Source organism: Methylocystis parvus (assembly GCF_049675845.1).
Classification (GTDB): Bacteria; Pseudomonadota; Alphaproteobacteria; order Rhizobiales; family Beijerinckiaceae; genus Methylocystis; species Methylocystis parvus_A.
In genome coordinates, this window is sequence record NZ_CP187161.1 from 3,787,549 (window position 1) to 3,812,688 (window position 25,140).

The window sequence follows — 25,140 nt, forward strand, 5'->3', positions numbered from 1 at the left end:
ACCGCATGAACATCCATGAATACCAGGCCAAAGCCATTCTGCGCGAATTCGGCGCGCCGGTCGCCCTTGGCTTTCCGGTCCTGAAGGCCGAGGAGGCCGCCGAGGCCGCCAAGAAGCTCCCGGGCCCGGTCTATGTGGTGAAGGCGCAGATCCATGCCGGCGGCCGCGGCAAGGGCAAGTTCAAGGAAGAGGCGGCCGGCCCGCAGGGCGGCGTCCGCATCGCCAAGTCGATCGAGGAGGCGCAGGCCTTCGCCAAGCAGATGCTCGGCAATACGCTCGTCACGATCCAGACGGGCGCGCCCGGCAAGCAGGTCAACCGCCTCTACATCGAGGACGGCGCCGCCATCGACAAGGAATTCTACCTGTCGATGCTGATCGACCGCGCCACGTCGCGCATCTCCTATGTCGTCTCGACGGAAGGCGGCATGGACATTGAGGAAGTCGCCCATTCGACCCCCGAGAAGATCGTCACCTTCTCGGTCGATCCGGCCACCGGCTTCCAGCCGCATCACGGCCGCCGCGTCGCCGACGCGCTGAAGCTGAAGGGCGATCTCGCCAAGCAGGCGGGCGCTCTCGCCGAGAAGCTCTACCTGGCCTTCGTCGCGAAGGACATGGAGATGCTCGAGATCAACCCGCTGATCACGACCAAGGACGGCCAGCTGCGCTGCCTCGACGCCAAGGTGAGCTTCGAGAACAACGCCCTCTACCGTCATCCGGAGCTCATGGAGCTGCGCGACCTCTCTGAAGAGGACGAGAAGGAGATCGAGGCGTCGAAATACGACCTCGCCTACATCTCGCTCGACGGCAATATTGGCTGCATGGTCAACGGCGCCGGCCTCGCCATGGCGACGATGGATATCATCAAGCTCTACGGCGCCTTCCCGGCGAACTTCCTCGACGTCGGCGGCGGCGCGGCCGAGAAGGTCACGGCGGCCTTCAAGATCATTACCGCCGACCCGAATGTGAAGGGCATTCTGGTCAACATCTTCGGCGGCATCATGCGCTGCGACACCATCGCGGAAGGCGTGATCCAGGCCGTGAAGGAAGTCGGCCTCAAGGTGCCGCTGGTCGTGCGTCTCGAAGGCACGAATGTCGATCTCGGCAAGAAGATCCTCAGCGAATCCGGCCTGAACGTCATCCCCGCCGACGATCTCGACGACGCGGCGCAGAAGATCGTCAAGGCGATCAGCTGATCGAGCCGGTTTGCTGGAAAATCGGGCGGCGGAGCGATCCGCCGCCTTTTTTATTCAAACTGCATGGCGCGCTTTTGCCTGCCGCCAAGCTTTTCGGTCTAGGCTTCTGAAGCATGCAGATTCGTTTGGCTTCAGGAGACATTCCATGCGCCGTCTCTCCATCGCCGCCTTGATCCTGCTCTCGACCGCCGCCCTCTTGCAGGCGCAAGAGCTCGAATCGACAAGCGGCCTCGCCTGTTCGCAGTTCAAGAAGGGGAAGGACGGCGCCTGGCGGGCGCGGAGCTGGATGGTGTTGCCATGCGGCGTCGCGCTCTCGCCCGCGACGCCTTTTATCGAAGGCGCCGACCTCTGCGGGCGCGACCTCGCGAGCGAACTCGAGGACGTCTGCGGGGGATAAGGCGAGGCGGTCCCTTTCGCCTTGCAACCCGCTCCCAAAACGGCCATCTTTACGCGCGAATCTGAACATTCCGGCCACTCGTTCCGGCGGATCCGCTGCGTACCGCGCATAGGTGCTCCGCCTCTCGTCTAGGAAAGCGCCTGTGCCCCATCTCGCCCGCCCGCTCGCCCCGGTGTTTCGCCTTTTGCTGCGTGGCGGTCTCGCTTTCGCCGCGCTCGGAGGTTTTCCGAGCGCGAGCTATGCGCTGGCCCGCGAGGGCAATCTCTCGGTTGCGCGGCCTTTCGAGGTCGGCTCGAGCCTCTCGGGCAATTATCTCGCCGCGATCGTTGCGGGCGCGGAGCGCGACACGCTCGCGGCCTCGACCTTCTTCCGCGAGGCGCTGCGCGACGATCCCAATAATCAGGACCTCGTCGACCGCGCTTTCGTCGCCGCGCTCGCCAACGGCAACATGCCCGAGGCCGTCTCGCTCGCCCCGCGCGTCATCGCGCACGACAAGGGCAACGGCCTCGCCCATCTGACCAAGGGCGTCGACTTCATCAAGAACCGTCGCTGGGCCGCCGCGCGCGCCGAACTCGCCAAGGGCGGCGGCGACAAGCGCCGCGACATCACCTCGACGCTGCTCGTCGCCTGGACCTATGCGGGCGCGAAGGACACGCGCAAGGCGCTTGCGACGCTCGACCAGCTCAATGACGAGGCCTTCGTCGTCTTCCGCGACTATCACGCGGCGTTGATCGCGGATATGGGCGGCGACAAGGCCGAAGCGGAGAAGCGCTTCAAATCCGCCTACGCCGCCGAAAAGAACACGCTGCGTCTCGTCGACGCCTACGCCCGCTTCCTTGCGAGCAAGGGGCAGCGCGACGAGGCTAAGAAGCTCTATCAGGGCTTCGACGAGGTGGCGCCCGGCCATCCGATCATCGTCGCCGGCATTACGGCGCTGGACGAAGGCAAGCCGCTGCCGCCTTTCGTGCGCACGCCCGACGAGGGCGCGGCCGAGGTGCTCTACGGCCTTGGCGCCGTGGGCGGCCGGCAGGGCGACGAACTCGCATCGCTCATTTATCTGCGCCTCTCCCTCGCGCTCGCGCCGGAAAACGCGCTCGCGATCATCACGCTGGGCGACGTCTATGAGCGCATGAAGCAGGAGGCGACGGCGATCGACCTCTATGACAGCGTGCCGAAGGACAGCCCGCTGCGCGTCAACGCCGACGTGCAGGCGGCGCTGCTGCTGGAGACGCTCGGCAAGTCGAAGGAAGCGACCGAGCATCTCGCGGCGGTGGTTTCGGCCAATCCCAAAAATCAGGAAGCGCTCACGGCGCTGGGTAATCTCCAGCGCTCGCGCAAGCTCTTCTCCGACGCGGCTGCGACCTATTCGCGCGTGATCGAGCTGCAGCCCAAGCCCGAAAAGGCCCAGTGGCTGCTCTATTACTATCGCGGCATCGCCAATGAGCGCCGCAAGGATTGGAAGGCCGCGGAGGCCGACCTCAAAAAGGCGCTGGAGCTCAATCCCGACCAGCCGCTCGTACTCAATTATCTCGGCTATAGCTGGGTCGATCAGGGGACCAATCTCGACGAGGCTTTCAAGATGCTTCGCCGCGCGGTCGATCTGCGCCAGCGTGACGGCTATGTGGTCGACAGTCTCGGCTGGGCCTATTACCGCCTTGGCCGTTATGATGACGCCGTGCGGGAGCTGGAGAAGGCGATCGACCTGAAGCCTTCCGATCCCGTCATCAACGACCATCTCGGAGACGCCTATTGGCGCGTCGGCCGCAAGCTCGAAGCGCAGTTCCAGTGGAACCATGCGCGCGACTTGAACCCCGACCCGGAAGACCTGCCGAAGATCCTCGACAAGATCAAGAACGGCATGAAGGACCAGCCGGCGGTGGCGGGGGATACGACGCGGACCGGGGGCTGACCGCGGAAGGGGCCGATTGGCGCGTCCGCCACGCGCTCAGCGCCCTTCGTGTTCCGCAGCACAGCGCCGCGACTCTTGCGGCGCCAAATTTCCCTCGTCGGGCGCTTCGCTTGGCGTTTGAGAATGAGGGAAACATGCCGTCGCATCAGAACCCGCGCCTGTCCTCCGCATTGACGAGATGGTTGGCGGCCGCCCTTGCGGCGACTTCCCTTATTTGCGTCAGCGGCCCCGCTTATGCGCGGGTCGCTCCCAAGCCGGCGCCCGCTCGTGAAGACCCGGCCAAGGGCATGACCATGAAGGACGCCGCCATCATTGCGATGGCGACGCCCAATGCGCCGGAGACCGATCTCTCGCTCGCCGCGCAGACGCTTCGCGTCGGTCTCAAGGAGATCAAGGGGATGCGGGCGCAGAGCCCGCAGCTTTGGGCAATGTTCGAGCAGGCGCTCGGAGCGGCGCTCGTCCGGCTTTCCGTGTCGAAGTCGGGAACGGCCGAACTGGAGGAGGCGGTTTCCGCCTATCGAGCCGCTCTTGAATATTGGACGCGCAAGCGCAATCCCGAGCGTTGGGCCGAGGTGCAGGCCGATCTCGGCGCCGCTTTCGGCAAGCTTGGCGAGCGCAAGGACGGCGTGGCGGCGTTCCGTGACTCGGTGCTGGCCTATGTCGAGGCGCTGAAGGAAATCACGCGCGAGAAAAATCCGGTCGAATACGGGCGCGTCACGAACAACGCAGCCAATTCGTTGCTGGCCTTTGCCGATCGCACCCGCGAAACGGCGCCCCTCAAATGGGCGCAGACGCAGTTCAATCTCGGCGATGCGTATTTCGTCTTCGGCAAGCGGACGGTCGATCCGGCAAAACTGCAGCAGAGCCTCGCGGCGTTCAACGAGGCGCTCAAAGAGTTTTCTCACGAGCGGGAGCCAATGATGTGGGCCGCCGTGCAGAATGGCATGGGCCTCGTCTATCGGGAGATGGGCGACAAGGCGATCGACCACCGCGAGGCTGTTACGCGCCTTGCCGACGCCGTTGCGGACTTCCGGCGCGCGCTCGAGGTGTTTACGCCCGAGGCGGCGCCGCACGATCACGAGACTGTCGCGAAGAACCTCGCGCAGGCGGAAGGGCAGTTGGCGCTGCGACGCAAGATGGCGGGCATGTGAGCGGGAGCTTTTTTATTTCTCCCCCGCCATCGCCATCACAACCGCCCATTCCTCGTCCGACACCGGCTGCACGGACAGCCGCGAATTATTCACGAGCACCATCTCCGCCAGGCGCGGCTCGGCCTTGATGTCGGCGAGCGTCACCGCCTTTTTCAAAGCCTTCACCGCCTTCACGTCGACCATGCCGAATTTGCCGGTCTCGTCCGTGTGGTCGGGGTAATATTCCTTGATGATCTCGACGACGCCGACGATCGCGCGCTCTTCGTTCGAGTGGTAGAAGAAGCCGCGCTCGCCTTTCTTCATCGCCATCAGATGCTTCTTGGCGAGATGGTTGCGCACGCCGTTCCAGAACGTGCCCTTGGCCCCCGCGGCGACCTGCTGGTCCCAGGACCATGTCGAGGGTTCGCTTTTCAGGAGCCAATGGGCCATCAGATGTCCGCTCCGACAACGCGCTTCCAGGCGCGCAGCTCCACCCGCTCGAACAGGCCGGCCTTGGCGTAGGGGTCTTGCGCGAGAAGATCGCGCGCCTCGGCGTAATCGGCGCAATCGAGGATGAGCATGGAGCCCACGGGCTTCTCGCCGTCGAGGAACGGGCCGCCGAGTTTTACTTTCGACGCATGCTCCTCGAGGAAGGCGAGATGGTCGGCGCGGGTGGCCATGCGCAGATCGACCTGACCAGGTTTGTCGAAACAAAGAGCGACGAAAAACACGCTTGCACCCTCATGGAATGAATTGAAGATGCGCACTTTTCCCAAAGCGTGGGCGCAGGGTCAAGCGCTCGTCATTCAGCGCGTGCGGGCTCCGCCAGCCGCGTCACGCGCTCGCCGAAATCGATCAGCGTCTGGCGTAAGGCGTCGACATCCGCCGGCGACGTATCGGCCGCGGCCGCCCCTGCGCCCTCGCGGCGCCGGTTCGCGCGTTCGGCGCGCAGGACTTCCACCGCGCCATGCAGCATCGAGTTGTCGGCGCGCGCGACTTCCAGCTTGTCGGCGTTGTCGCGCGCCTCCGCCCGGGCGTTGCGCAGCGCATTTTCGAGATGATCGACCTCGTTGCGACGGCGCTCCTGTTCGGCCGAGAGAGCGGCGCGCGTCTCGTCCCGGTCGTTCGCCGCCTCCCGCTCATGCTCGAGCGCGCGCTGAAGCTTCTCGAAGGTCTCGTTATAGTCCTTGATGAGCCCGGGCACCTTGGCGGCCTCCGTCGAGGCGTGCGCGAATTTTTCCTTCAGCTCCTCCAGCTCTCGCTGGAGCTGCGTGTTCTGCTCGTGCAGGGCGCCGATCTTGGCTTCATGCGCGACGACGCGGCTATATTGCGCCTCCTTCTCCCGCCCGAGCTCTTCCTTGTCGGATTCGAGCAGGCGCAGGCGCTCGACGTCGCGGTCGGCGCGCTCGGTCATTTCGTGAAGCGCGAGCTCGGTGGAGCGCAAGAGATCGGTGCGCTCCGCGAGGGTCTTCTGGCTCTCGCGCAGCGCGAGCTCCATGTCGCGATTGTCGGCCTCGGCCTTCTTGAGCCGCGTTTCCGCTTCCGCGACGCGCGCGGCGTGGCGCCCGATCGCGGCGAGATCATAGGCCTTGGAGGCCTTCACCGCCTCCATCTCCTGCTCGAGCCGCCGCTCGCGCACGGCGAATTCCGCGCGCAGCAGGTCGCGCTCGGCGATGACCTCCTCCATGGACATGGGCGCGAGCATTTGCAGCCGCCGCATGGAGAGCCGCAGCGCGCGCCGCCAGAAAGCGGGCAAAAACAGAAGCGTAACGAGCCCGGCGACGAGAACGCCGAGCGCGAAATACATCGCCTGTTCGATCAAGACGCCAACCTCGCGCCGCCAAGGGATTTTTCGGGCGGAATGGGCGAGAGAGTGCCACGTTCGCCGACCGAAATCAAAAATGACGCGGCCGCGAGCGAGAGCTTGTCAGAAAGGATTCCAGGTCGAATCCGGCGTGAACTTCAGATAGCCGAGCGCGAGGCCGAGGCGGGCGCCGAGGCCCGAGCGCACAGGCATCACCACGACTTCCTCATTGTTGAGGGCCGTGAAGCCGAGGCCGCCCACGAGATAGGCCGAGCCGTTGACGCCCGCGAAGCGACGGTAGATCGCCTCGACGTCGGGCAGGTTGTAGACGAGCATCATGGTGCGGTCGCCGTCGGCGCCCGCGTCGAGACCGATCGACGGGCCCTGCCAGAAAATGCGCTTCTGGCCGGCGTTGCGGGTGTACATCGAGCCCTCGCCGTAACGCACGCCGCCGACAAAGGCGCCGCCCGCCTCCTGGCCGAGAATATAGGCGTTGGGACGCCCCCACTGCTTGTTGGCCTTCTCCAGCCCTTCCGCGAGTCCGCGCGAAATGGAGCCGAAGAAGCGATGGCCGTTCTCGACGATCTCGCCGCTCGAATAGGCCTCGGGACGGGCGGCGTGGGCCGCGCCGGGCAAAGCGACGCTCGCCGCCGCGCCGGCTGCGAGACGAAAGAGATCGCGGCGAGAGGAAAGATGCGAAGCGCTCATGACGCACGAACTCCAAAACGCAAACTGACGACATGCGACGGTTCGGTCTCGATTGCGGCCGCCGCGCGGCGCCGCCGCGTCATGGTTGCGGCGGCGTTGTCACATTGCGTAAGAGTCGCGCGACGTCGTTAAGAAACCGTTGCCGATGAGGGGTCGCCCCAGGCGACGAAGGCGCCGTTCTTATAGTTCTGCGCGGCCTTGTTGTAGCGGAACGGCGCGCCCTTCGGGTCGAGCACGACGCCGCCCGCCGCGCGCAAAATGGCGTCGCCCGCCGCCGTGTCCCACTCCATGGTGGGTCCGAAGCGCGGATAGACGTCGGCGCGTCCTTCCGCGATGGCGCAGAATTTCAGCGACGACCCGGCCGAGATGCGCTCCGCGATGTTGAGACGCGCGACGAAGGCGGCGGTCGCTTCGTCGAGATGGGATTTGGAGACGAGCGCCGTCATGCCGTGGGCCGGAGCCTTGCGCGTGCGCAAGAGGCGGCAATCCTGCGGGGCGGGCAGGGGGCCGCCCGGGGCCGCGTCGGCCATGAAGCTTTCGGTCGCGCCGAACCAGACGCGGCCCATCGCGGGCGCCGAGATCGCGCCGGCGACCGGCGTCTCGCCGATGATAAGCGCGAGATTGACAGTGAACTCCGGGCTGCGCGCAAGGAATTCGCGCGTGCCGTCGATGGGATCGATGAGCAGGAACGCCGCGCCATGCGGCGCCGTCACGCCGCGCGACGCCGCCTCCTCGGCGATGATCGGCACGCCGGGAAGCTCGCGCGCGAGCGCCTCGAACAGATATTCCTCCACGCGCTCGTCGGCTTCGGTGACGGGCGATTTATCATTTTTGAGCTGCGTCTCGATCTGCGGCCGCGCCAGCACCTCCATCGCCAGGGCGCCTGCGCGAACAACAAGATCGCCGAAAAGCCGCGCGAGTTCCTGTCGGTCGGATCCCGCATGTAGAGGCTCAGCTTGCGTGGCGGTCATGAAACGGTCCTTTAGGTTTTGTTTACGACTAATGGGCGCTTAATTTGCAATCCGCACAGTCGCGGTTACCTTTCGCACTGACTAAGTGCAGTGATTCGCGCGCCGCGTCCGCGAGTTTGCGTTTGACTAGCGAATAACCGACGCGCCTCCTAACCAGATCGCGCCATCGCGCGCCACCGGGATTGCATCATGACCCAGTTCTCGCTCGACGCACTCGATCTCGCGGCCCTGCTGTCGTCGCGAGTTTGTCACGACGTCATCTCTCCGGTCGGCGCGATCGTCAACGGCCTCGAGGTGCTGGAGGAGGAGAAGGACGCGGAGATGCGCGGCCACGCGCTGGCGCTCATCAAATCCAGCGCCAATGAGGCGTCGGCCCGTCTGCAGTTCTGCCGCCTGGCTTTCGGTGCCGCCGGCTCGAAGGGCGCGTCGATCGACACGGGCGACGCGGAGCTCGTCACGCGCCAGCTTCTCGCCGACGAACGCACGCAGCTCAATTGGAGCGTGCCGCGCGTGCTGATGTCGAAGAACAAGGTGAAGCTGCTGCTCAATCTTTGCCTGCTCGCCGACGCCACCATCCCGCGCGGCGGCGTGATCTCGGTGTCCTCGACTGGCGAAGACGAGAAGATCGCCTTCAAGATCGAGGCGAAGGGCACCAACGCCCGCATCGCCGCGACCATCCCGGCGCTGCTCGCCGGCGAGGCCGAGGACGCCTCGATGGACGCCCGCGCCATCCAGCCTTATTACGCCGGCCTCGTCGCCAAGGCTTGCGGCCTCGACGTCACCGTGACGGCGGAGCCGGAGCTCGTGACGATCGAAGCCAAGCCCGCGGAAGCCGCCGCCGCCGCGCCTGTCGACGAGCCGCAAAGCGCAGTGGCCTGAAGCGCCCAATAACGCATCAGGCTTAAAGCTGGCGAGATGGGATTTCGCTTCTTTTAACCCGTCTTGCCCATAATCCGCGCGTTCGCCGCTTTTTGTGGCGAGGGGCGCGGCATGGACGATCTGCTCAAGGAATTTCTTCAGGAGGCGACAGAGCACATCGACGCGACGTCGGTGGAGCTGTTGCGCTTCGAGAAGGACCAGGCCGATCCCGCGCTGATCGCCAGCCTTTTCCGGCACATTCACACCATCAAAGGGTCGAGCGGCTTTCTCAGCCTCCCGCGCGTCGCGCGCCTGACCCACGCGACCGAGACGTTGATCGGCCGCTTGCGCGACGGCGCGCGGGCGACCCCGGCCCATGTGTCGCTGATTCTCGCCGCCGTCGACCGCCTCTCGGCGCTGCTCATCGACATCGCCTGCAACGAGGCCGAGCCGGAGGGCGACGACTCCGCCCTGCTGCGGGAGTTGGAGCTCGGCGCCGCAAGCCTGCGCGCGGCGCCTCCCGAGCCCAGCCCGGCGCCTGCCGTGGACCCCGCCGAAGCGCCCCCGCCGCTCAATAATTCGCATCTCGCCACGCTGCCCGAGCATGTCCACGCGCCGGGCGCGCGCATGGGCGAGACCGTGCGCGTCTCGGTCGGCGTGCTCGACCGACTTATGGGGATCGTCTCCGAGCTGGTGCTCACGCGCAACCAGCTGCTCGAGATTTCCAGCGCCGTGGGCGACGAGACGGTTAAGGCGTCTGTCCAGAATCTCTCAAGCGTCACGAGCGATCTTCAGGACGCCGTGATGCGCGTGCGCATGCAGCCCGTCGATCGGCTCTTCGCGACTCTGCCGCGTCTGGTGCGCGATCTCTCGATCGATCTCGGCAAGAAGATCGAGCTCGTGACCTTCGGCGCGGAGACCGAGCTCGACCGGCAGGTGATCGAGCTCATCCGCGCGCCGCTCACCCATATCATCCGCAACGCCGCCGACCATGGGCTCGAGACGGTTCCCGAACGTCTCGCGCTGGGAAAGCCGGAGGCCGGAATCATCCGAGTCAGCGCCACTTATGACGCCGGCCAGATCACGATCGACGTGAAGGACGACGGGCGGGGGCTCGATCTCGCCGGCATCAAGGCGAAGGCTGTTGCGCGCGGCCTCGCGACGGAAGAAGCGCTCGCGCGCATGAGCGACGTGGAAATCTTCCACTTCGTGATGCTGCCCGGCTTCTCCACGGCGCCGAGCGTCACGAGAGTTTCCGGCCGCGGAGTCGGCATGGACGTCGTGCGCGAAAATATTCAGTCCATCGGCGGCACCGTCTCGCTCAACTCCAAGCCCGGCAAGGGCACGACGGTCACGCTCCGCATTCCGCTCACCCTCGCCATCGCCCCGGCCTTGATCCTGTCGAGCGGCGGCGCGCGCTTCGCCATTCCACAAATGGCGGTGGTTGAGGTCGTCGGCGTGGGCGAGGGGTTCGACCATCACATCCAGCTCATCCACGACGCCCCGGTGCTCCGCCTTCGCGGCGACGCTTTGTCCCTCGTCGATCTTTGCGAGTCGCTCGACCTCGAAAAGCCGGACGATGCGCCCTTGCGCGACGGCTACGCCGTCATTCTGCGCGTCGGCGGCGTGCGCTTCGGCCTGCTTGTCGAAACCATCGCCGACGTTCAGGAAGTCGTGATCGAGCCGCTCGTGGCGCCGCTGACGCGCATCGGCGTCTTTTCGGGCCAGACCATTCTCGGCGACGGCGGCGTGGTGCTGATCCTCGACCCCGCAGCGATCGCCGAGCGCGCCGGGATCGACAATTTCGCCGAGCTGCAGCGGCCGGTCGCGCAGGCGGCTGCGACGACGCCCGAGCGCGAGAAGACGCGCGTCGTTCTGATGCGCGCGGGGCCGGGGCCGCTGAAGGCCCTGCCGCTGTCGCTGATCATGCGGATCGAGGAAGCGGAGGCCGCGGCCTTCTCGCCATCGGGCGATAGTTTCCTGATGCTGCATGAGGGCAGGCTGATGCCCATCATTCCCGCCGCGCGGGACATGCGTCTGGAGCGGGCCTCTTATCCCATCCTCATTCTCGCCGGCGCGGGCCAGGCGATCGCGCTGATCGCGGAGGAGATCGTCGACGTCGCGGAGGAAGCGCTCGTCTTCCAGAAGAAGAGCGACGACCCGAGCGTTCTCGGCACGGTCAATATCGCCGAGCAGATCGTCGACATTCTCGACATCGCCTATTTCATCGAAAGCGTCGACCCGAGCGTGGTGACGCGCGGCGTCAACCAGCGTCCGCGCATTCTGCTCGTCGACGACAAGCAGTTTTTCCGCGACATGCTGGCCCCGGTTCTTCTCGCGGCGGGCTATGAGGTGACGACGGCCGTCTCGGGCCGGGAGGCGCTCTCGCTCCTGGAGCGCGGCCTGCGCATTCATCTCGCCGTGACCGACATCGACATGCCGGACATGGACGGTTACGCGCTGGCGCGCGCACTGAGACAGGCGCCGGGGCTCGAAGGTCTGCCGGTCGTCGCGCTCGCCCCGCAACGGACCGCGAGCGCCATGGAAGCGGCCGCTCTTTGCGGCGTGCGCGCGGTCGTCGGCAAATTCGATCGGCGCGCTCTCGTCGAAGCGGTCGGGGATCTGCTCAAGGACGTCTCGCCGTCGGGCGACGACATCGAGCGGCGCATCATGTCGGAGATCGCCGCATGACCTTTGACATCGCCGATTACAGCTACAGTCGCAAGCGCGCGCCGGCCGCCGTCGAGCAGAGCCGCCATTTCACCATCAAGGTGCGCGGCCAGACGATCGGCATTCCGGTCGATTGCGTGAAGACGATCTTCCATCTCGACAATCTGACGCGCGTGCCGCTGGCGCCGCGGGAGGTCGCGGGCCTGACCAATCTGCGGGGACGCATCGTGACGGCCCTCTATCTCGACAGGTGTCTTTGGCTCGACGAGGCGGCGTCCCGCGCGCACGGGCTCGCGGTCGGCATCGAGCATGGCGGCGAGGAATATGCGCTGCTCGTCGACGAGACGCAGGACGTCGTCGCCTGCAACGAGCATGACCGCGTCCCCTGTCCGGGCCATATCGACCCGCATCTCTCCGAGCTCATGGCCGGTTGTTATCGATACGATGACGGATTTCTGTCCATTCTCGACGTCGACGCGATGTTGAGGCGCGTCGGGCGGCTGAGCGATGCGTCGCTGCGCGACGGAAGATCGAGCAATTCTAATAGAGGAGCAAGCTCATGAAACAGGTTCTCGTCGTCGACGACTCGGCCGTGATCCGCAAGGTTGCGCGCCGCATTCTGGAAGGCCTGCACTTCCGCACCAGCGAGGCGCCGGACGGCAAGGCCGCGCTGGCCGAATGCGAGAAGGGCATGCCCGACGCCATTCTGCTCGACTGGAACATGCCGGAGATGGATGGTTTCGAATTCCTGTGCGCGCTGCGCAGAATGCCGGGCGGCGCCGCGCCGAAGGTCGTTTTCTGCACGACCGAGAACGAGGTCGGCCACATCGCTCGCGCCATGCACGCCGGCGCGGACGAATACATCATGAAGCCCTTCGACCAGAACATCGTTCGCTCCAAGTTCGAGGAAATCGGCCTCGTCTGAGGCCGGTCTCCCCGCGGGGAGCGCGTTTCGAGTCGACGCCCTGTTTTAGAAGGCGTTTGTGCATGAGTCAGTCATTCGCGTCGCGGCGGATCGGTCCGTCACGTCAGGCGCCGCGTTCTTCCACCGGGAGGACGGGCGAATGAATTTCATATTCGCGCGTTTTCGTCGCCAGCTCGCGGCCCTGACGGGCATCGCGCTCGACGCCGACAAACTTTATCTCGCCGAGAGCCGGCTTGCGCCCGTGATGCGCGCGCACGGCCTCGCGGATCTTGCCGAACTCGTCGACGCTTTCGAGCGTCAGGAAAATTCAACCCTGGTGCGGGACGCAATCGACGCCATGACGACCAATGAGACGCTCTTTTTCCGTGATCGGACGCCTTTCGAAAATTTCCGCAAGCAGATCCTGCCGGATTTGATCGCCTCGCGCGCCAATGAGCGCCGCCTGCGCTTCTGGTGCGCCGCCTGCTCGACGGGGCAGGAGGCTTATTCGCTCGCGATGACGCTCGATCAGGACGCCGTCGCGCTTCGCGGCTGGACGCTCGAAGTGCTCGCCACCGATCTGTCGACGGCGGCGGTCGAGGCGGCCCGCTCCGGCAGCTACAGCCAGTTCGAAGTGCAGCGCGGTCTCTCGACGAGCCAGCTTCTGCGCTATTTCCACCGCGAGGACGAAAGCTGGCGCGTCAACGAACACTTGCGCGCGCGCATCGATTTCCGCGACTTCAATCTGCTCTCGGACTACACCGAGCTCGGGACCTTCGACGTCATTTTCTGCCGGAACGTGCTGATGTATTTCGAGCCGGAGATGAAGCGCGCCGTCCTGGCGCGTCTGAGCCAGGCGCTGAACGATAGCGGCTATCTCTTCCTCGGCGCCGCGGAGCCCACCAACGAGGCCAACGCGCATTTTACGCAGGTGACGCAGGATGGCGTGTGGCGCGCCCGCCGCCGCACGGCGCCACAGTTGCGGCTCGCGTAAATGCGATTACGAGAAGCAATCCGAAGCTGCAGCATCGCCGCTGGATTGCTTCGTCGCTTCGTTTTTTGCAACGCCGAAGCGGACAAAAAGAAAAGGCCACGTCGCTCGGACGTGGCCTTTTTCGTAGGTCTTTGAAGCGTCCTTACGCCGTGATGCGCTCGTCGGCTTCGTTGGGCTCGCGCAGCACATAGCCGCGGCCCCAGACCGTCTCGATATAGTTGCGGCCGTCGCTGGCGTTGGCGAGCTTCTTGCGCAGCTTGCAGATGAAGACGTCGATGATCTTGAGTTCGGGCTCGTCCATGCCGCCATAGAGATGGTTGAGGAACATCTCCTTGGTGAGCGTCGTGCCCTTGCGCAGGGAGAGCAGCTCCAGCATCTGATATTCCTTGCCGGTCAGATGCACGCGAACGCCGCCGACTTCGACCGTCTTCTGGTCGAGATTGACGACGAGATCGCCGGTGGTGATGACCGACTGCGCATGGCCCTTGGAGCGGCGGACGATGGCGTGGATGCGGGCGACGAGCTCGTCCTTGTGGAAGGGCTTCGTCAGATAATCGTCGGCGCCGAAGCCGAGGCCCTTCACCTTGTCTTCGATGCCGGCGAGGCCCGAGAGAATGAGGATCGGTGTCTTGACCTTCGCGACGCGCAGCGTGCGCAGCACCTCATAGCCCGACATGTCGGGGAGGTTTAGGTCGAGAAGGATGATGTCGTAGTCATAGAGCTTGCCGAGGTCGATGCCTTCCTCGCCGAGATCCGTCGTATAGACGTTGAAATTCTCGGATTTGAGCATGAGCTCGATGCTCTGAGCCGTCGCGCTGTCGTCTTCGATCAATAAAACGCGCATGTTGGTTCCCCACCGAGCTCCATCGAATCATCCGTAGGACGACGCGCGCCGCATCGGCTCGCATCCGCCGCGAACCCTCGCTGGTCCCGCGACTCTTCCCGTCTAGTTTCGACGGTAAGCGGAATTGGTTAATAAACCTTCACTTGCGCCCGCAATGCGGCCCAAAATCTTAATTCGGGCTGGAGCGGGAACGCGCGACGCAACATCAGAAGGCGTAGAGACTTGTGCACGCGAATCACGCGCCTTTCCCAATCTATACGATTTCGCGACTCCAGGGCGCAAAGCCAAAAATTTGCAATCGAACGCAAATTTGAGTTGCGTTCGCGCGTAGCCGCGATCCGCCGCGCCGCATGAAAAAAAAGGCGCGCGAGCGGCTGGTCGCGGCCGGTTCGCAAATTTGGCAAAAAAATGATGCAATTAGGATTGTTTCGGTCCTTTTGAGCGCGCGAATTTTCTGATTCGCCGCAAGTCTCGTTCGGCGCACGCAGCGCTCCGGCCGCCCAAGCTCGCGGAGACTTCTTCCCGCCACAGTGCTTCGTCATCTGACGATGGGCGTTCTTGCATTTGCGAGCCTGTATCCCAGCGCGCTTTTCCCGTAAAAAGGGGCGAAGCCGCTCCTTTGCGAAGACGGGTTGACCATGGATTTTCGGACTCTCAGCAGGCCGCTGGTTCTGGCCTGCCTCGCCGCCGGCCTTGCCGGATGCAACACCACGCAGAACGTTCAGAATGTCGTGGCGCTCGCCGCGCCGCCCGAGCGCCAGCCGATTGCGCCGCCGATGGTCGAGCCGGAGCCCGACCCCGTCGGACGCGCGCCCGTCGAGACGACGCCGCTGGAGCCGCCTTCCCGGAGCGCCTCGCTCGGCTCGGATGCCGTCGAGCCGCGATACGGCTCCGTTTACGGTGAGATGCGAGACGGCGAGCATGTCGTCCCGGCGGTGAAGCTCAGCCAGATCAGCCCGCAATTCCTGCGCAAGAACGTGGCCTACGCCACCAAGGAGCCGCCGGGCACGGTCGTGGTCGATCCGGCAAACCACTTTCTTTATTTCATCGAGGGCGGCGGCCGGGCGACGCGCTACGGCGTCGGGGTCGGGCGCGAAGGCTTCGTCTGGTCGGGCGACGCCACGATCAAGAACAAGCAGGAATGGCCGGACTGGTATCCGCCCAAGGAGATGGTCGCGCGCCGCCCGGACCTTCAGGGCAAGATGGTGAAGCTGCAAAGCGGCGAGGGCATGCATGGCGGCCCGTCGAACCCGCTCGGCGCCCGCGCCATGTATCTCTGGCAGGGCGACAAGGACACGCTGTTCCGCATCCACGGCACCAACGAGCCCTGGACCATCGGCCACAGCGAATCCTCCGGCTGCATCCGCATGATCAATCAGGACGCGATCGACCTTTATAATAAGGCCCAGCCCGGCGCCCGGGTGGTGGTGCTGGGCTCGCGCGGCGCGCAGCCGGTGGAGGTCATGGCTCAGCGGCCGGATGAGAAGAAGCAGAAGGCGGTGGTGACGCGGTGAGGGGGCAGGGGCGTCTCAGCGCGGGATAGATAATCCTCGGCGCGATCATGGACCGCGCCTCTGCGGGGCGGGTTCCCTTCCGTCGATCGGGCCGTCGGTCGGCTCGACCGGCGAGGCCTGTTTGCCGACCGGGAACTTGTGTTCGCATAGATCGAGGGACAGCGATGTCGGCCAGGCGTCCGGTTCCGTCGCGTCGCCGATTCGTTTGCGCAAACGCGCGAATGTCGGCCTGTCCCCGGCTCTGCAGGCGAACATGGCGTAGGCGTTCAAGTTCCAGGCGCTGTAGGGAAAGTCCGACATTATCTTCTCGAAGCCTTCCCGCATATGCGTCCAATCTGCGGGCGTGTCCCGGAAGACGTTGACGTCAAGGCCTCCGTAAACGCTGGCGCGCCAATAGACGCGCGCATACATCCCGGCGCCCTCGCGGTCTTTGTTGTTCTCTTCGGCTTCTCGGGCAATCAGCTCCACGAGGCGCCAGTCGCCTCCCCATCGCGGAAGAAAATATTGCGCCATAGCAAAGTAATAGCCGTAAAAATTCTTGTGCTTCGCGATCAGCTTTCGATAGAGCCGCATCTGCTCCGCATGGGACCAGCCGAGTCCAGGCGACGCCTGAAGGTAAATGAGGCCCCATAACGGATTGTCGGAGGCGTAGGACTCTGACGCGAGCAGGGCCTGCTGCGCTTTTTGCGCCCGCTCGTGGAAAAGGCGCCAGCCGTCCTTATCGACGCTGTCGCTGTAGCCTGCGCCCCGGGCATTCAAGCTGTAGTCCAACCAATACTCCGCCTCGGCGAGCGCGGCGCCGACGGACTTGGGAGACTTCGCTTTCCAGCGATTGATGCGGTCGAGCTCGCGCGCCCAGCCGTCGCGCCATTTGAATTGGGCGTCGAGAGCTTTCGGAAAGGTCGTGAGCAGCCATCTACCGTCGGCGGCCCGCGCCTCCTGCTTCGTCCAGTCGTCGAGAAGCCTGTCGAGATCGTCGAATTTCTCCGTCACGAAGAGTAGGCTTGGGAGTTCCTCGAGCGCATCGAGGGCGCTACCGTCCCACCAGAAGGGACGCCCCTCCGCGTCGTGCTCGGCGAGGGTTGGGTCGATTTCGACCGGCTGGTAGGCTCCGTCCTTGAACGCCATCGGGACGCCCGCATGGTATCGCGCAAAATATTCCTTCTTGTGCAAAAGGAATTCGCTGAAGGAGGCGTCGGTTCGTCGCGCCGGAAACTGCGCCTGTGGCGGTTTAGGGTCCGCCAGGGATTCTCCCTCAAGGAGTAGACAAAGAGCAGCGGCCGCAATCTGGGTCGGAAAGAATATACGCATTCGCCCATTGAAGGCGTTTCGAGTGAAGAAAGCGTCAAAAGGCAAAGGTCAAGCTGAGCGCTCCCCGCCCGTCCATGGGGCGTCGCCAGGCGAGGGCCTTTTCCAGCCCTTCGGCCGAAAACCCCCGGCCCATAACATTGACTTGAGCCGCGGCTTTCTCCTATATGCCTGCGACCGGCGCCGCTCCTTTTGGGGCGGCGAATGCTTTGTGGCGGCCCCTTCGGCGGACGCCGGAGCGCCGTCCCCTTTCCCGCCAAGGCGCAAGCCGCGGCAAATAATTGAAAAGAAGAGCGGCCGCGGCCTTTGCGCCGACGTCGCGCGGAGAAGAACGGTGAAAAGAACTTATCAGCCCTCGAAAATCGTGCGCAAGCGTCGTCACGGCTTCCGCGCCCGCATGGCCACGGTCGGCGGCCGCAACGTGATCGCGGCGCGCCGCGCCCGCGGCCGCAAGCGCCTTTCGGCCTAAGGCGGCTTCTCGCGATTCGACGGACAAGGCGGACGCCCCCATGACGACGGACGCCCCCGCCGAACAGCCGAGAGCCAATAAAAAGTCGGCGCGCCTGCGTCGGCGGCAGGATTTTGTGCGTGCGTCGAAAACCGGCGCGCGCTTTTCCGCGCGCCTGTTCACCGTCCAGATGGCCGGGCAAAGCGCGCCGGAAGAGGCGGCGGACGCCCGTTTCGGATTCACCGTCACCAAGAAGGTTGCGGGGGCCGTGGGGCGCAATCGCATCCGACGCCGTCTGAAAGAGGCGCTGCGCGTAAGCGGAGCCCTTGGCGCGCGGCCTGGCCGCGACTACGTGTTTGTCGCCCGGCGGGGGGCGCTCAACGCGCCCTTTGCTGAAATTGTCACACAAATGGCCGAAGGCTTCGCGCGGCTCGACGAGCGCCACGCCGCGAATCCCCGGCGCAAACCAAAAGACAGGCCTGCTGCGTCATGAACGAAAATACCAAAAACATGCTCATGGCCGCGGCGATGTCGCTGATTTTCATCGGCCTGTGGGACTACTTCTACGCCTTCCCCGAGATGGAGCGGCAGAAGCAGGCTCAGGTCGAGCAGCAGCGCATGGCGAAGATCCCCAAGCTCGGGGCCCCAGAGCAGGCCGGCGCCGCCGCGCCCGCGAAGCCGCTCGTCCGCACCCGCGCCGAAGCGCTGGCGATGAGCCCGCGCATCGCGATCGACACGCGCTCGATCGCCGGCTCGATCGCGCTGAAGGGCGGCCGCGTCGACGACGTGTCGCTCAAGGCCTATCACCAGACCGTCGACCCCTCGAGCCCGATCATCACGCTGCTTTCGCCCGAGGACGCGCCCGGCGCCTATTACGCCGAGATGGGCTATCTCAGCGGTGAAACCGAGAACGCCCCGGCGCTCCCGACGACAGAGACGCTCTGGACCGCCGATTCCGACAAGCTCACGCCCGCCAAGCCGGTGACGCTGAGCTGGGACAACGGCCAGGGCCTCGTCTTCAAGCGCGTGATCTCCGTCGACGACGAATATCTCTTCACGGTCAAGGAGAGCGTCGAGAACAAGTCCGGCAAGCCCGTGACGCTCTACACCTTCTCGCGCGTCACGCGCATCGGCCATCCGCCGTCGGCTGGCTACGCGGCCCTCCATGAGGGCTTCGTCGGCACGATCGGCGACGTCAGCCAGGAAGTGACCTACGACAAGATCGAGAAGGAGCCGAACTTCACCAAGACCTTCAAGGGGGTCGGCGGCTGGGTGGGCTTCACCGACAAATATTGGGGCGCCGTCGTCGCGCCCGAGCAGAACGCCGCTTTTGAAGCGCGCTACATCGCCATGGGCGGCGGCGCGACCAAGACCTATCAGGCCGACACGGTCAGCGAGCCAAAGACGGTCGAAGCCGGCGCGACGGCCGAGACGACGAATTACGTCTTCGCCGGCGCCAAGGAAGTCGACCTCCTCAACGCCTACGCCGCCAATCCGGGCCTGAAGCGCTTCGGCTATCTCATCGATTGGGGATGGTTCTACTTCATCACCCAGCCGATGTTTAAGCTGATCGACTTCCTCTACAAGCTCTTCGGAAATTTCGGCGTCGCTATCCTGGCGGTCACGGTCATCGTGAAGCTCGCCTTCCTGCCGCTCGCCAACAAGAGCTATCAGTCGATCGCCAAGATGAAGGAGATTCAGCCCAAGATCAAAGAGCTGAAGGAGAAATACGGTGACGACAAGCACGGCTTCAACATGGCGCAGATGGAGCTCTACAAGCGGGAGAAGGTGAACCCCGCGAGCGGCTGTCTGCCGGTGCTGCTGCAGATCCCGGTCTTCTTCTCGCTCTACAAGGTGCTCGTGGTGACGATCGAAATGCGTCACGCGCCCTTCTTCGGCTGGATCAAGGACCTCTCGGCGCCCGATCCGACCAACGTGTTCAATCTCTTTGGCGTGCTGCCCTTCGATCCGACCCATGTGGCCATCTTCGGTCCTTATCTCGCGCTCGGCGTCTGGCCGCTCGTGATGGGCGTGACGATGTGGCTGCAGATGAAGATGAATCCGGAGCCGACGGACGAGATCCAGAAGACCATGTTCGCCTGGATGCCGGTGATGTTCACCTTCACCATGGGCAGCTTCGCTTCGGGCCTGATCATCTACTGGTCGTGGAACAATCTTCTCTCCATCATCCAGCAGGGCATCATCATGAAGCGCGCCGGGGTGAAGTTCGAATTGTGGGACAATCTGCGCAAGTCCTTCGGCCTTGCCTAAAGGTTTCGGCGGCCGGGGCGGAAACGCTCCGGCCGCTGGCTTTATGAGATCATGACAGAGCCAGACTTCCTCGAAGACGGCCGCCTTCTCTTCGCCGGCCCGTGCGACTTCATCTTCGCGAGCGCCAAGGCGGGCGACCTGCCGCCGCTCGGCCCGCCCGAGGTCGCCTTCGCCGGCCGCTCCAATGTCGGCAAATCCTCGCTCCTCAACGCGCTGACCAATCGCAAGACGCTCGCCCGCGTCTCGCACACGCCCGGCCGTACGCAGCAGCTCAATTTCTTCGCGCTCGGCGGCCAGCCTGGCGACGAACGGCTTCGCCTCGTCGACATGCCCGGCTACGGCTATGCCGCGGTCGGCAAGGAGAAGGTCGCGAGCTGGGGCGTGCTGATGCGCGACTATCTGCGCGGTCGCGCCGCGCTCGCCCGGGTCTTCGTGCTGGTGGACGGGCGCCGCGGCGTGAAGCCGGTCGACGAGGAGATGTTCGATCTCCTCGACCAATCGGCCGTTTCCTATCAGGTCGTGCTGACGAAGCATGACGAGCTAAAGGTCTCCGAACGCGCCGGCGTTGTCGACGCGACGCTGGCGGCGCTGGCGAAGCGCCCGGCCGCCTATCCGGAGATCATTTTCACCTCCTCCCATTCGGGGGAGGGGATTCCCGCTCTGCGCGCGGCGGTGGCGCGGCTGCTCACGGAGCGCGGGGCTTGAAAGCGACAGTAGGACAGGTGTAGCTGGCGCAACCCTCAAAGCTTTCCTCATCCTGAGGAGCCTGCGCAGCAGGCGTCTCGAAGGAGGAGGGAAGCGGCGCCGGTGGAGAGCAGCCCTCGTGCTTCGAGACGTCGGCTGCGCCGCCTCCTCAGCATGAGGGCTATGAACAGAACTCCTCGTTGAAGGACGTTTGAGATGACCGACCCCGCCGAAAGCGCGCTCGCCCAAGCCCGCATCCTCATGCAGGCGCTGCCGCATATGCTGCGCTACGACGACGCCATCGTCGTGGTGAAATATGGCGGCCACGCGATGGGCGATGACGAGGTCGCGCGCAATTTTTCGCGCGACATGGTGCTGCTCGAACAGTCCGGCGTGAATCCGGTTGTGGTGCATGGCGGCGGGCCGCAGATCGGCTCCATGCTCAAGCGCCTCGGCGTCGAATCGAAATTTGCCGACGGCCTGCGCATCACCGACGGCGAGACCATGGGCATCGTCGAAATGGTGCTTGCCGGCTCGATCAACAAGCAGATTGTCGGCTACATCAATTCCGAAGGCGGCCGCGCCATCGGCCTCACCGGCAAGGACGGCCGCATGTTGACGGCCCGGAAGCTCGAGCGCTCCGACGGCGTCGATCTCGGCTATGTCGGCGAGCCGGACAAGGTCGACACCACCGTGCTCGATCAGGTGCTCGGCCGCGAACTGATCCCCGTGCTGGCGCCCGTCGCGCAGGGGCCGGGCGGCGCGAGCTTCAACATCAACGCCGACACTTTCGCGGGCGCCATCGCGGGCGCGCTCGGGGCCAAGCGCCTCCTGTTCCTGACCGACGTGCCGGGCGTGCTCGACAAGAACAAGGAGCTGATCCGCGAATTGAAGGTCGCCGACATTCCCGGCCTCATCGCCGACGGCACGATCACCGGCGGCATGATCCCCAAGGTCGAGACCTGCATGTATGCGCCATCGAACGCGGCGTCGAAGGCGTCGTCATCCTCGACGGCAAGCTGCCGCACGCGGTGCTCATCGAGCTGCTGACCGACCACGGCGCGGGCACGCTGATTACGCGGTAGTAAGGCGCGCGCCTCGTCCCCTCTCCCGGTAAAACGGGGAGAGGGCTAGGGTGAGGGGCGAGCCTCAGCGACAATGCTGGGCAAATAAGAGGGATTTAGCAGCGTCCGTGACCGAAGGCTTTGCCCCTCACCCCAACCCTCTCCCCGCAAGCGGGAAGAGGGAGATTCACGCCCGCTTCTCCCATATCGACACCTGGGTGTTCGATCTCGACAACACCCTTTATCCGCAGACCGCCGATCTCTGGCCCAAGATCGACGCGCGCATCACGCTCTTCATGATGCGCCTCTTCGGCCTCGACGCCATCTCGTTGCGCGCCCTGCAGAAGCACTACTATCTGCGCTACGGCACGACGCTGCGCGGGCTGATGATCGAGCATCAGATCAACGCCGAACATTATCTCGAATTCGTCCACGACATCGACCGGTCGTCCCTCGCGCATAATCATTCGCTGGCGGAAGCGATCGCCGCCTTGCCGGGCCGCAAGCTCATCCTGACCAACGGCTCGCGACATCACGCCCTCGCCACCGCGAAGCAGCTTGGGATCGACCATCTTTTCGAAGACGTCTTCGACATCATCGCAGCCGATTTCATCGCCAAGCCGGAGGCGGCGGCTTACGAGAGCTTCTTCCGTCATCTCAGGGTCGACCCCGCGCGCGCCGCGCTGTTCGAGGATTTGCCGCGCAATCTCGTCGTGCCGCACGCGCGCGGCATGACGACCGTGCTGGTGCTGCCGGGGGCGGGGGAGAACGTCGAGCGCGAGGCTTGGGAGATCGCGAGCGGCGAGGAGCCGCATATCGATTTCGTGACGGATGATCTCGTGGGATTTTTGGAGGGGTTGGCTCTTTAAGGAGGCCCGCCGCCGGCGCGCCCGGTTGACTCCCCTCGCCAGACCCCTACAACCCGGCTCAGCCTTCACACAGCACCGGGACCTTCATGCCGCACACGGGACTCGAGACCCTCATCACCGCCGCCTTCGAGGATCGCGCCAATATCAACGCCGAGACGCAGGGCGACGTTCGCCGCGCGGTCGATAGCGCGCTGCGCCTGCTCGACTCGGGCAAGCTTCGCGTCGCCGAGAAGATCGAGGGGCAGGAGGGGCCGGAATCCTGGAAGGTCAATCAGTGGCTCAAAAAGGCCGTGCTGCTCTCCTTCCGACTCAACGACATGGCCGTGATCGCGGGCGGTCCCGGCGGCGCGACCTGGTGGGACAAGGTACCCTCCAAATTCGTCGGCTGGGGCGCAGGCGAACACACGAAAGCGGGCTTCCGCTCGGTGCCGGGCGCCATTGTGCGCCATTCGGCCTTCGTCGCGCCGGGCGCGATTCTCATGCCGTCCTTCGTGAACCTCGGCGCCTATGTCGACGCCGGCACGATGGTCGACACCTGGGTGACGGTCGGCTCCTGCGCGCAGATCGGCAAGAATGTGCACCTCTCGGGCGGCGTCGGCATTGGCGGCGTGCTGGAGCCGCTGCAGGCGAATCCGACCATCATCGAGGACGACTGCTTCATCGGCGCGCGCTCGGAAGTCGTCGAGGGCGTCGTCGTCGGCAAGGGTTCGGTGCTCTCCATGGGCGTCTTCATCGGCGCCTCGACCAAGATCATCGACCGCGCCACGGGCAAGGTCCATGTCGGCTATGTGCCGCCTTATTCCGTCGTCGTTTCCGGCAGCCTCCCCGGCAAGCCTCTGCCGGACGGAACGCCCGGCCCCTCGCTCTATTGCGCCGTGATCGTCAAGACGGTCGACGCGCAGACGCGCTCCAAGACGGGCATCAACGAGTTGCTGAGGGACTGATGGCCGTCGACGCCGAGCGCATCCGCTTCCTTTACCGCACCGAGCAGGGGCGCATCGACCGCGCCACTTGGGCGAGGGGCGCGGGCGCGCTCGCCTGGATCATCGCGCCCTTTGCGTTGATCTGGCTGTTTCTCTCGCCCTATACGGCGCACGACCTCGCGAAGGACCCGTTCTTCGTGCCGATGACGGCGGTGGCCTACGCCTTCGTCCTTCTCTACGCCTTCGTGATCCTGCTCGTCGCGGTGAGCTATGTGAATCTCTCCGCCAAGCGCTTCCGCGACATTGGCCGGGAATGGCCGGTGGCGCTTGCCGGCCTCGCGCCGCTCGTCGCGCTTATCGACGGCGCCACGCATTGGCTGCAGCCGCGCGTCGCGGAGGTGATGCCGATCTACTGGGTGTGGGGCGTGGACGCGGTCCTGCTCGCCGTGATCGGGTGGACGGTTTACGAATTGGGGTTCAAGGACTCCCATGGCTGAGTTCTCTCCCGCCGTCACGTTCACGCGTGATCTCATCCGCTGCCCTTCGGTCACGCCCGCCGACGCCGGCGCGCTCGATGTCGTGGAGCGTACGTTGAAGGCCGCGGGCTTCACGACGCATCGCCTGCTCTTCACCGAGCCCGGCACGCCGGATGTCGACAATCTCTTCGCGACCATTGGCTCGGGCGCGCCGCATCTGGTCTTCGCGGGCCATACCGATGTGGTGCCGACGGGCGACGTCGCGCGCTGGCGCTGCGATCCCTTCGAGACCGAGATTGCGGACGGCGTGCTCTATGGCCGCGGCGCGAGCGACATGAAGGGCGCCATCGGCGCCTTCATGGCGGCGACGCTCAGCTATATCGAGCGTCACGGCGCGCCGAAGGGGACGCTCTCCTTCCTGATCACCGGCGACGAAGAGGGCCCCTCGATCAACGGCACGGTGAAGATGCTGGACTGGGCGCGCGAGAGGGGCGTGAAATTCGATCACGCCATCGTCGGAGAGCCGACCAATGTCGACGCGCTCGGCGACACGATCAAGATCGGAAGGCGCGGCTCGCTCAACGGCAAGATCCGCGTCATCGGCAAGCAGGGCCATGTCGCCTATCCGCATCGCGCGGACAATCCTGTGCCAGTGATTGCGCGCATCGCTGCGGCGCTTTCCGACTATGTGTTTGACCGTGGCACGGCGCATTTCGACGCCACCAATCTTGAAGTTTCCTCCATCGACGTCGGGAATCCCGCTGTGAACGTCATCCCGGGGGAAGCGCGCGCGCAGTTCAATGTGCGCTTCAACGACGCCTGGACGCTGGAGACGCTGCGCGAGCGCATCGCCGCCATCGTGACGGAGGCGGCGGGCGCGGCGAGGGTGGAACTGGAGTTTCTGCCGAGCAACGCCGTGTCCTTCCTCACGCAGCCCGGGGATTTCACGTCGCTCGTGGCGAATGCCGTGAAAGAAATCACTGGCCTGACGCCGGAACTGTCGACCAGCGGCGGCACATCCGACGCGCGCTTCATCACGCGCGATTGTCCGGTGGTGGAGTTCGGGCTGACGAACGAGACGATCCACGCCGTCGACGAGAACGCGCGCATCGCCGACATCGACGCGCTGGCGGCGGTGTATGAGCGGATTTTGCAGAGTTATTTCGCTTAGGCGAGAGAGCCCTTATCCGACCCCTGCTCA

At 64.9% G+C, this 25,140-nt stretch carries 25 protein-coding genes and 1 pseudogene; 19 read left to right on the top strand and 7 right to left on the bottom strand.

The window, feature by feature from the left end; all coding sequences use genetic code 11:
* Window positions 1-5 precede the first annotated feature (5 nt).
* The 4 genes from sucC to ACPFMJ_RS19605 all read left to right on the top strand — a co-directional run bounded on the left by sucC (window position 6) and on the right by ACPFMJ_RS19605 (window position 4,650).
* On the top strand, window positions 6-1,193 hold the full coding sequence (gene sucC, locus ACPFMJ_RS19590; protein ID WP_424361565.1) for an ADP-forming succinate--CoA ligase subunit beta: 1,188 nt from the start codon (window positions 6-8) through the stop codon (window positions 1,191-1,193).
* 145 nt (window positions 1,194-1,338) lie between these two features.
* Window positions 1,339-1,590, top strand: a complete 252-nt coding sequence (locus ACPFMJ_RS19595) for a hypothetical protein (protein ID WP_424361566.1) — start codon at window positions 1,339-1,341, stop codon at window positions 1,588-1,590.
* Window positions 1,591-1,732: 142 nt separating this feature from the next.
* Window positions 1,733-3,499 carry a tetratricopeptide repeat protein gene (locus ACPFMJ_RS19600; RefSeq protein ID WP_424361567.1) on the top strand — a complete coding sequence of 589 codons (1,767 nt, stop codon included), beginning with the start codon at window positions 1,733-1,735 and terminating at the stop codon, window positions 3,497-3,499.
* Window positions 3,500-3,633: 134 nt separating this feature from the next.
* Window positions 3,634-4,650: a hypothetical protein gene (locus ACPFMJ_RS19605; protein WP_424361568.1), complete on the top strand. Its 1,017-nt coding sequence runs from the start codon at window positions 3,634-3,636 to the stop codon at window positions 4,648-4,650.
* A 12-nt stretch (window positions 4,651-4,662) separates the two neighbouring features.
* Here ACPFMJ_RS19605 and ACPFMJ_RS19610 read toward each other — a convergent pair whose 3' ends face one another.
* From ACPFMJ_RS19610 to cysQ, 5 genes are all read right to left on the bottom strand, one after another.
* Window positions 4,663-5,079 carry an EVE domain-containing protein gene (locus ACPFMJ_RS19610; protein ID WP_424361569.1) on the bottom strand — a complete coding sequence of 139 codons (417 nt, stop codon included), beginning with the start codon at window positions 5,077-5,079 and terminating at the stop codon, window positions 4,663-4,665.
* Entirely contained in the window at window positions 5,079-5,360 is a 282-nt protein-coding gene (locus ACPFMJ_RS19615; protein ID WP_424361570.1) for a YciI family protein, read from the bottom strand. Before ACPFMJ_RS19615 ends, ACPFMJ_RS19610 begins: the two co-directional genes overlap by 1 nt.
* Window positions 5,361-5,431: 71 nt before the next feature.
* A complete protein-coding gene (locus tag ACPFMJ_RS19620; RefSeq protein ID WP_424361571.1) occupies window positions 5,432-6,451 on the bottom strand; it encodes a hypothetical protein in 1,020 nt (339 codons plus the stop codon).
* 105 nt (window positions 6,452-6,556) lie between these two features.
* Window positions 6,557-7,141: a DUF1134 domain-containing protein gene (locus ACPFMJ_RS19625; protein WP_424361572.1), complete on the bottom strand. Its 585-nt coding sequence runs from the start codon at window positions 7,139-7,141 to the stop codon at window positions 6,557-6,559.
* Window positions 7,142-7,269: 128 nt separating this feature from the next.
* Complete coding sequence (gene cysQ / locus ACPFMJ_RS19630) at window positions 7,270-8,112, bottom strand: 3'(2'),5'-bisphosphate nucleotidase CysQ (protein WP_424361573.1); 843 nt, start codon at window positions 8,110-8,112, stop codon at window positions 7,270-7,272.
* 189 nt (window positions 8,113-8,301) lie between these two features.
* Between cysQ and chpT the strand changes: the two genes are divergently transcribed.
* From chpT to ACPFMJ_RS19655, 5 genes are all read left to right on the top strand, one after another.
* Complete coding sequence (chpT, locus tag ACPFMJ_RS19635) at window positions 8,302-8,991, top strand: histidine phosphotransferase ChpT (protein ID WP_424361574.1); 690 nt, start codon at window positions 8,302-8,304, stop codon at window positions 8,989-8,991.
* A 111-nt stretch (window positions 8,992-9,102) separates the two neighbouring features.
* Entirely contained in the window at window positions 9,103-11,661 is a 2,559-nt protein-coding gene (locus tag ACPFMJ_RS19640) for a hybrid sensor histidine kinase/response regulator (protein WP_424361575.1), read from the top strand.
* Complete coding sequence (locus ACPFMJ_RS19645) at window positions 11,658-12,203, top strand: chemotaxis protein CheW (protein WP_424361576.1); 546 nt, start codon at window positions 11,658-11,660, stop codon at window positions 12,201-12,203. Before ACPFMJ_RS19640 ends, ACPFMJ_RS19645 begins: the two co-directional genes overlap by 4 nt.
* Window positions 12,200-12,565, top strand: a complete 366-nt coding sequence (locus ACPFMJ_RS19650; protein ID WP_424361577.1) for a response regulator — start codon at window positions 12,200-12,202, stop codon at window positions 12,563-12,565. The genes ACPFMJ_RS19645 and ACPFMJ_RS19650 overlap by 4 nt, the downstream gene beginning before the upstream one ends.
* A 139-nt stretch (window positions 12,566-12,704) precedes the next feature.
* Window positions 12,705-13,538: a CheR family methyltransferase gene (locus ACPFMJ_RS19655; protein WP_424361578.1), complete on the top strand. Its 834-nt coding sequence runs from the start codon at window positions 12,705-12,707 to the stop codon at window positions 13,536-13,538.
* Between the two features lie 142 nt (window positions 13,539-13,680).
* On the opposite strand, the gene ctrA is transcribed toward ACPFMJ_RS19655, so the two are convergent.
* Window positions 13,681-14,382: a response regulator transcription factor CtrA gene (gene ctrA / locus ACPFMJ_RS19660; RefSeq protein ID WP_016920268.1), complete on the bottom strand. Its 702-nt coding sequence runs from the start codon at window positions 14,380-14,382 to the stop codon at window positions 13,681-13,683.
* Window positions 14,383-15,020: 638 nt separating this feature from the next.
* Here ctrA and ACPFMJ_RS19665 point away from each other — a divergent pair.
* On the top strand, window positions 15,021-15,896 hold the full coding sequence (locus tag ACPFMJ_RS19665; protein ID WP_424361579.1) for a L,D-transpeptidase: 876 nt from the start codon (window positions 15,021-15,023) through the stop codon (window positions 15,894-15,896).
* Window positions 15,897-15,941: 45 nt separating this feature from the next.
* Here ACPFMJ_RS19665 and ACPFMJ_RS19670 read toward each other — a convergent pair whose 3' ends face one another.
* Window positions 15,942-17,024, bottom strand: coding sequence for a DUF4034 domain-containing protein (locus ACPFMJ_RS19670; protein ID WP_424361580.1), 1,083 nt, complete (start codon window positions 17,022-17,024; stop codon window positions 15,942-15,944).
* A 514-nt stretch (window positions 17,025-17,538) separates the two neighbouring features.
* Between ACPFMJ_RS19670 and rpmH the strand changes: the two genes are divergently transcribed.
* The 9 genes and pseudogenes from rpmH (at window position 17,539) to dapE (ending at window position 25,110) form a co-directional block, all read left to right on the top strand.
* Complete coding sequence (rpmH, locus tag ACPFMJ_RS19675) at window positions 17,539-17,673, top strand: 50S ribosomal protein L34 (protein WP_116638084.1); 135 nt, start codon at window positions 17,539-17,541, stop codon at window positions 17,671-17,673.
* Between the two features lie 40 nt (window positions 17,674-17,713).
* On the top strand, window positions 17,714-18,145 hold the full coding sequence (rnpA, locus tag ACPFMJ_RS19680) for a ribonuclease P protein component (RefSeq protein WP_424361581.1): 432 nt from the start codon (window positions 17,714-17,716) through the stop codon (window positions 18,143-18,145).
* Window positions 18,142-19,923: a membrane protein insertase YidC gene (gene yidC / locus ACPFMJ_RS19685; RefSeq protein ID WP_424361582.1), complete on the top strand. Its 1,782-nt coding sequence runs from the start codon at window positions 18,142-18,144 to the stop codon at window positions 19,921-19,923. The genes rnpA and yidC overlap by 4 nt, the downstream gene beginning before the upstream one ends.
* 51 nt (window positions 19,924-19,974) lie before the next feature.
* A complete protein-coding gene (gene yihA / locus ACPFMJ_RS19690; protein ID WP_424361583.1) occupies window positions 19,975-20,628 on the top strand; it encodes a ribosome biogenesis GTP-binding protein YihA/YsxC in 654 nt (217 codons plus the stop codon).
* Window positions 20,629-20,823: 195 nt separating this feature from the next.
* Window positions 20,824-21,692: pseudogene (argB, locus tag ACPFMJ_RS19695) on the top strand (acetylglutamate kinase).
* Between the two features lie 164 nt (window positions 21,693-21,856).
* On the top strand, window positions 21,857-22,540 hold the full coding sequence (locus tag ACPFMJ_RS19700; RefSeq protein ID WP_424363918.1) for a pyrimidine 5'-nucleotidase: 684 nt from the start codon (window positions 21,857-21,859) through the stop codon (window positions 22,538-22,540).
* An 86-nt stretch (window positions 22,541-22,626) separates the two neighbouring features.
* On the top strand, window positions 22,627-23,484 hold the full coding sequence (dapD, locus tag ACPFMJ_RS19705) for a 2,3,4,5-tetrahydropyridine-2,6-dicarboxylate N-succinyltransferase (protein WP_424361584.1): 858 nt from the start codon (window positions 22,627-22,629) through the stop codon (window positions 23,482-23,484).
* Window positions 23,484-23,960 (top strand): DUF805 domain-containing protein, encoded by a 477-nt coding sequence (locus ACPFMJ_RS19710; protein WP_424361585.1) that lies wholly within the window; start codon window positions 23,484-23,486, stop codon window positions 23,958-23,960. The genes dapD and ACPFMJ_RS19710 overlap by 1 nt, the downstream gene beginning before the upstream one ends.
* Window positions 23,953-25,110 (top strand): succinyl-diaminopimelate desuccinylase, encoded by a 1,158-nt coding sequence (gene dapE / locus ACPFMJ_RS19715; RefSeq protein WP_424361586.1) that lies wholly within the window; start codon window positions 23,953-23,955, stop codon window positions 25,108-25,110. The genes ACPFMJ_RS19710 and dapE overlap by 8 nt, the downstream gene beginning before the upstream one ends.
* The last annotated feature ends 30 nt before the right edge of the window (window positions 25,111-25,140 follow it).

What these genes read in the sequence shown, in the direction of transcription:
- ACPFMJ_RS19625 (WP_424361572.1), bottom strand. Translation starts at nt 7,141, where the DNA reads ATGAGCGCTTCGCATCTTTCCTCTCGCCGCGATCTCTTTCGTCTCGCA.
- ACPFMJ_RS19610 (WP_424361569.1), bottom strand. Translation starts at nt 5,079, where the DNA reads ATGGCCCATTGGCTCCTGAAAAGCGAACCCTCGACATGGTCCTGGGAC.
- ACPFMJ_RS19655 (WP_424361578.1), top strand. Translation starts at nt 12,705, where the DNA reads ATGAATTTCATATTCGCGCGTTTTCGTCGCCAGCTCGCGGCCCTGACG.
- ctrA (WP_016920268.1), bottom strand. Translation starts at nt 14,382, where the DNA reads ATGCGCGTTTTATTGATCGAAGACGACAGCGCGACGGCTCAGAGCATC.
- ACPFMJ_RS19710 (WP_424361585.1), top strand. Translation starts at nt 23,484, where the DNA reads ATGGCCGTCGACGCCGAGCGCATCCGCTTCCTTTACCGCACCGAGCAG.
- ACPFMJ_RS19595 (WP_424361566.1), top strand. Translation starts at nt 1,339, where the DNA reads ATGCGCCGTCTCTCCATCGCCGCCTTGATCCTGCTCTCGACCGCCGCC.
- yihA (WP_424361583.1), top strand. Translation starts at nt 19,975, where the DNA reads ATGACAGAGCCAGACTTCCTCGAAGACGGCCGCCTTCTCTTCGCCGGC.
- ACPFMJ_RS19605 (WP_424361568.1), top strand. Translation starts at nt 3,634, where the DNA reads ATGCCGTCGCATCAGAACCCGCGCCTGTCCTCCGCATTGACGAGATGG.
- yidC (WP_424361582.1), top strand. Translation starts at nt 18,142, where the DNA reads ATGAACGAAAATACCAAAAACATGCTCATGGCCGCGGCGATGTCGCTG.
- chpT (WP_424361574.1), top strand. Translation starts at nt 8,302, where the DNA reads ATGACCCAGTTCTCGCTCGACGCACTCGATCTCGCGGCCCTGCTGTCG.
- cysQ (WP_424361573.1), bottom strand. Translation starts at nt 8,112, where the DNA reads ATGACCGCCACGCAAGCTGAGCCTCTACATGCGGGATCCGACCGACAG.
- ACPFMJ_RS19670 (WP_424361580.1), bottom strand. Translation starts at nt 17,024, where the DNA reads ATGGCGTTCAAGGACGGAGCCTACCAGCCGGTCGAAATCGACCCAACC.
- ACPFMJ_RS19640 (WP_424361575.1), top strand. Translation starts at nt 9,103, where the DNA reads ATGGACGATCTGCTCAAGGAATTTCTTCAGGAGGCGACAGAGCACATC.
- ACPFMJ_RS19665 (WP_424361579.1), top strand. Translation starts at nt 15,021, where the DNA reads ATGGATTTTCGGACTCTCAGCAGGCCGCTGGTTCTGGCCTGCCTCGCC.
- dapE (WP_424361586.1), top strand. Translation starts at nt 23,953, where the DNA reads ATGGCTGAGTTCTCTCCCGCCGTCACGTTCACGCGTGATCTCATCCGC.
- rnpA (WP_424361581.1), top strand. Translation starts at nt 17,714, where the DNA reads ATGACGACGGACGCCCCCGCCGAACAGCCGAGAGCCAATAAAAAGTCG.
- ACPFMJ_RS19650 (WP_424361577.1), top strand. Translation starts at nt 12,200, where the DNA reads ATGAAACAGGTTCTCGTCGTCGACGACTCGGCCGTGATCCGCAAGGTT.
- sucC (WP_424361565.1), top strand. Translation starts at nt 6, where the DNA reads ATGAACATCCATGAATACCAGGCCAAAGCCATTCTGCGCGAATTCGGC.
- ACPFMJ_RS19645 (WP_424361576.1), top strand. Translation starts at nt 11,658, where the DNA reads ATGACCTTTGACATCGCCGATTACAGCTACAGTCGCAAGCGCGCGCCG.
- dapD (WP_424361584.1), top strand. Translation starts at nt 22,627, where the DNA reads ATGCCGCACACGGGACTCGAGACCCTCATCACCGCCGCCTTCGAGGAT.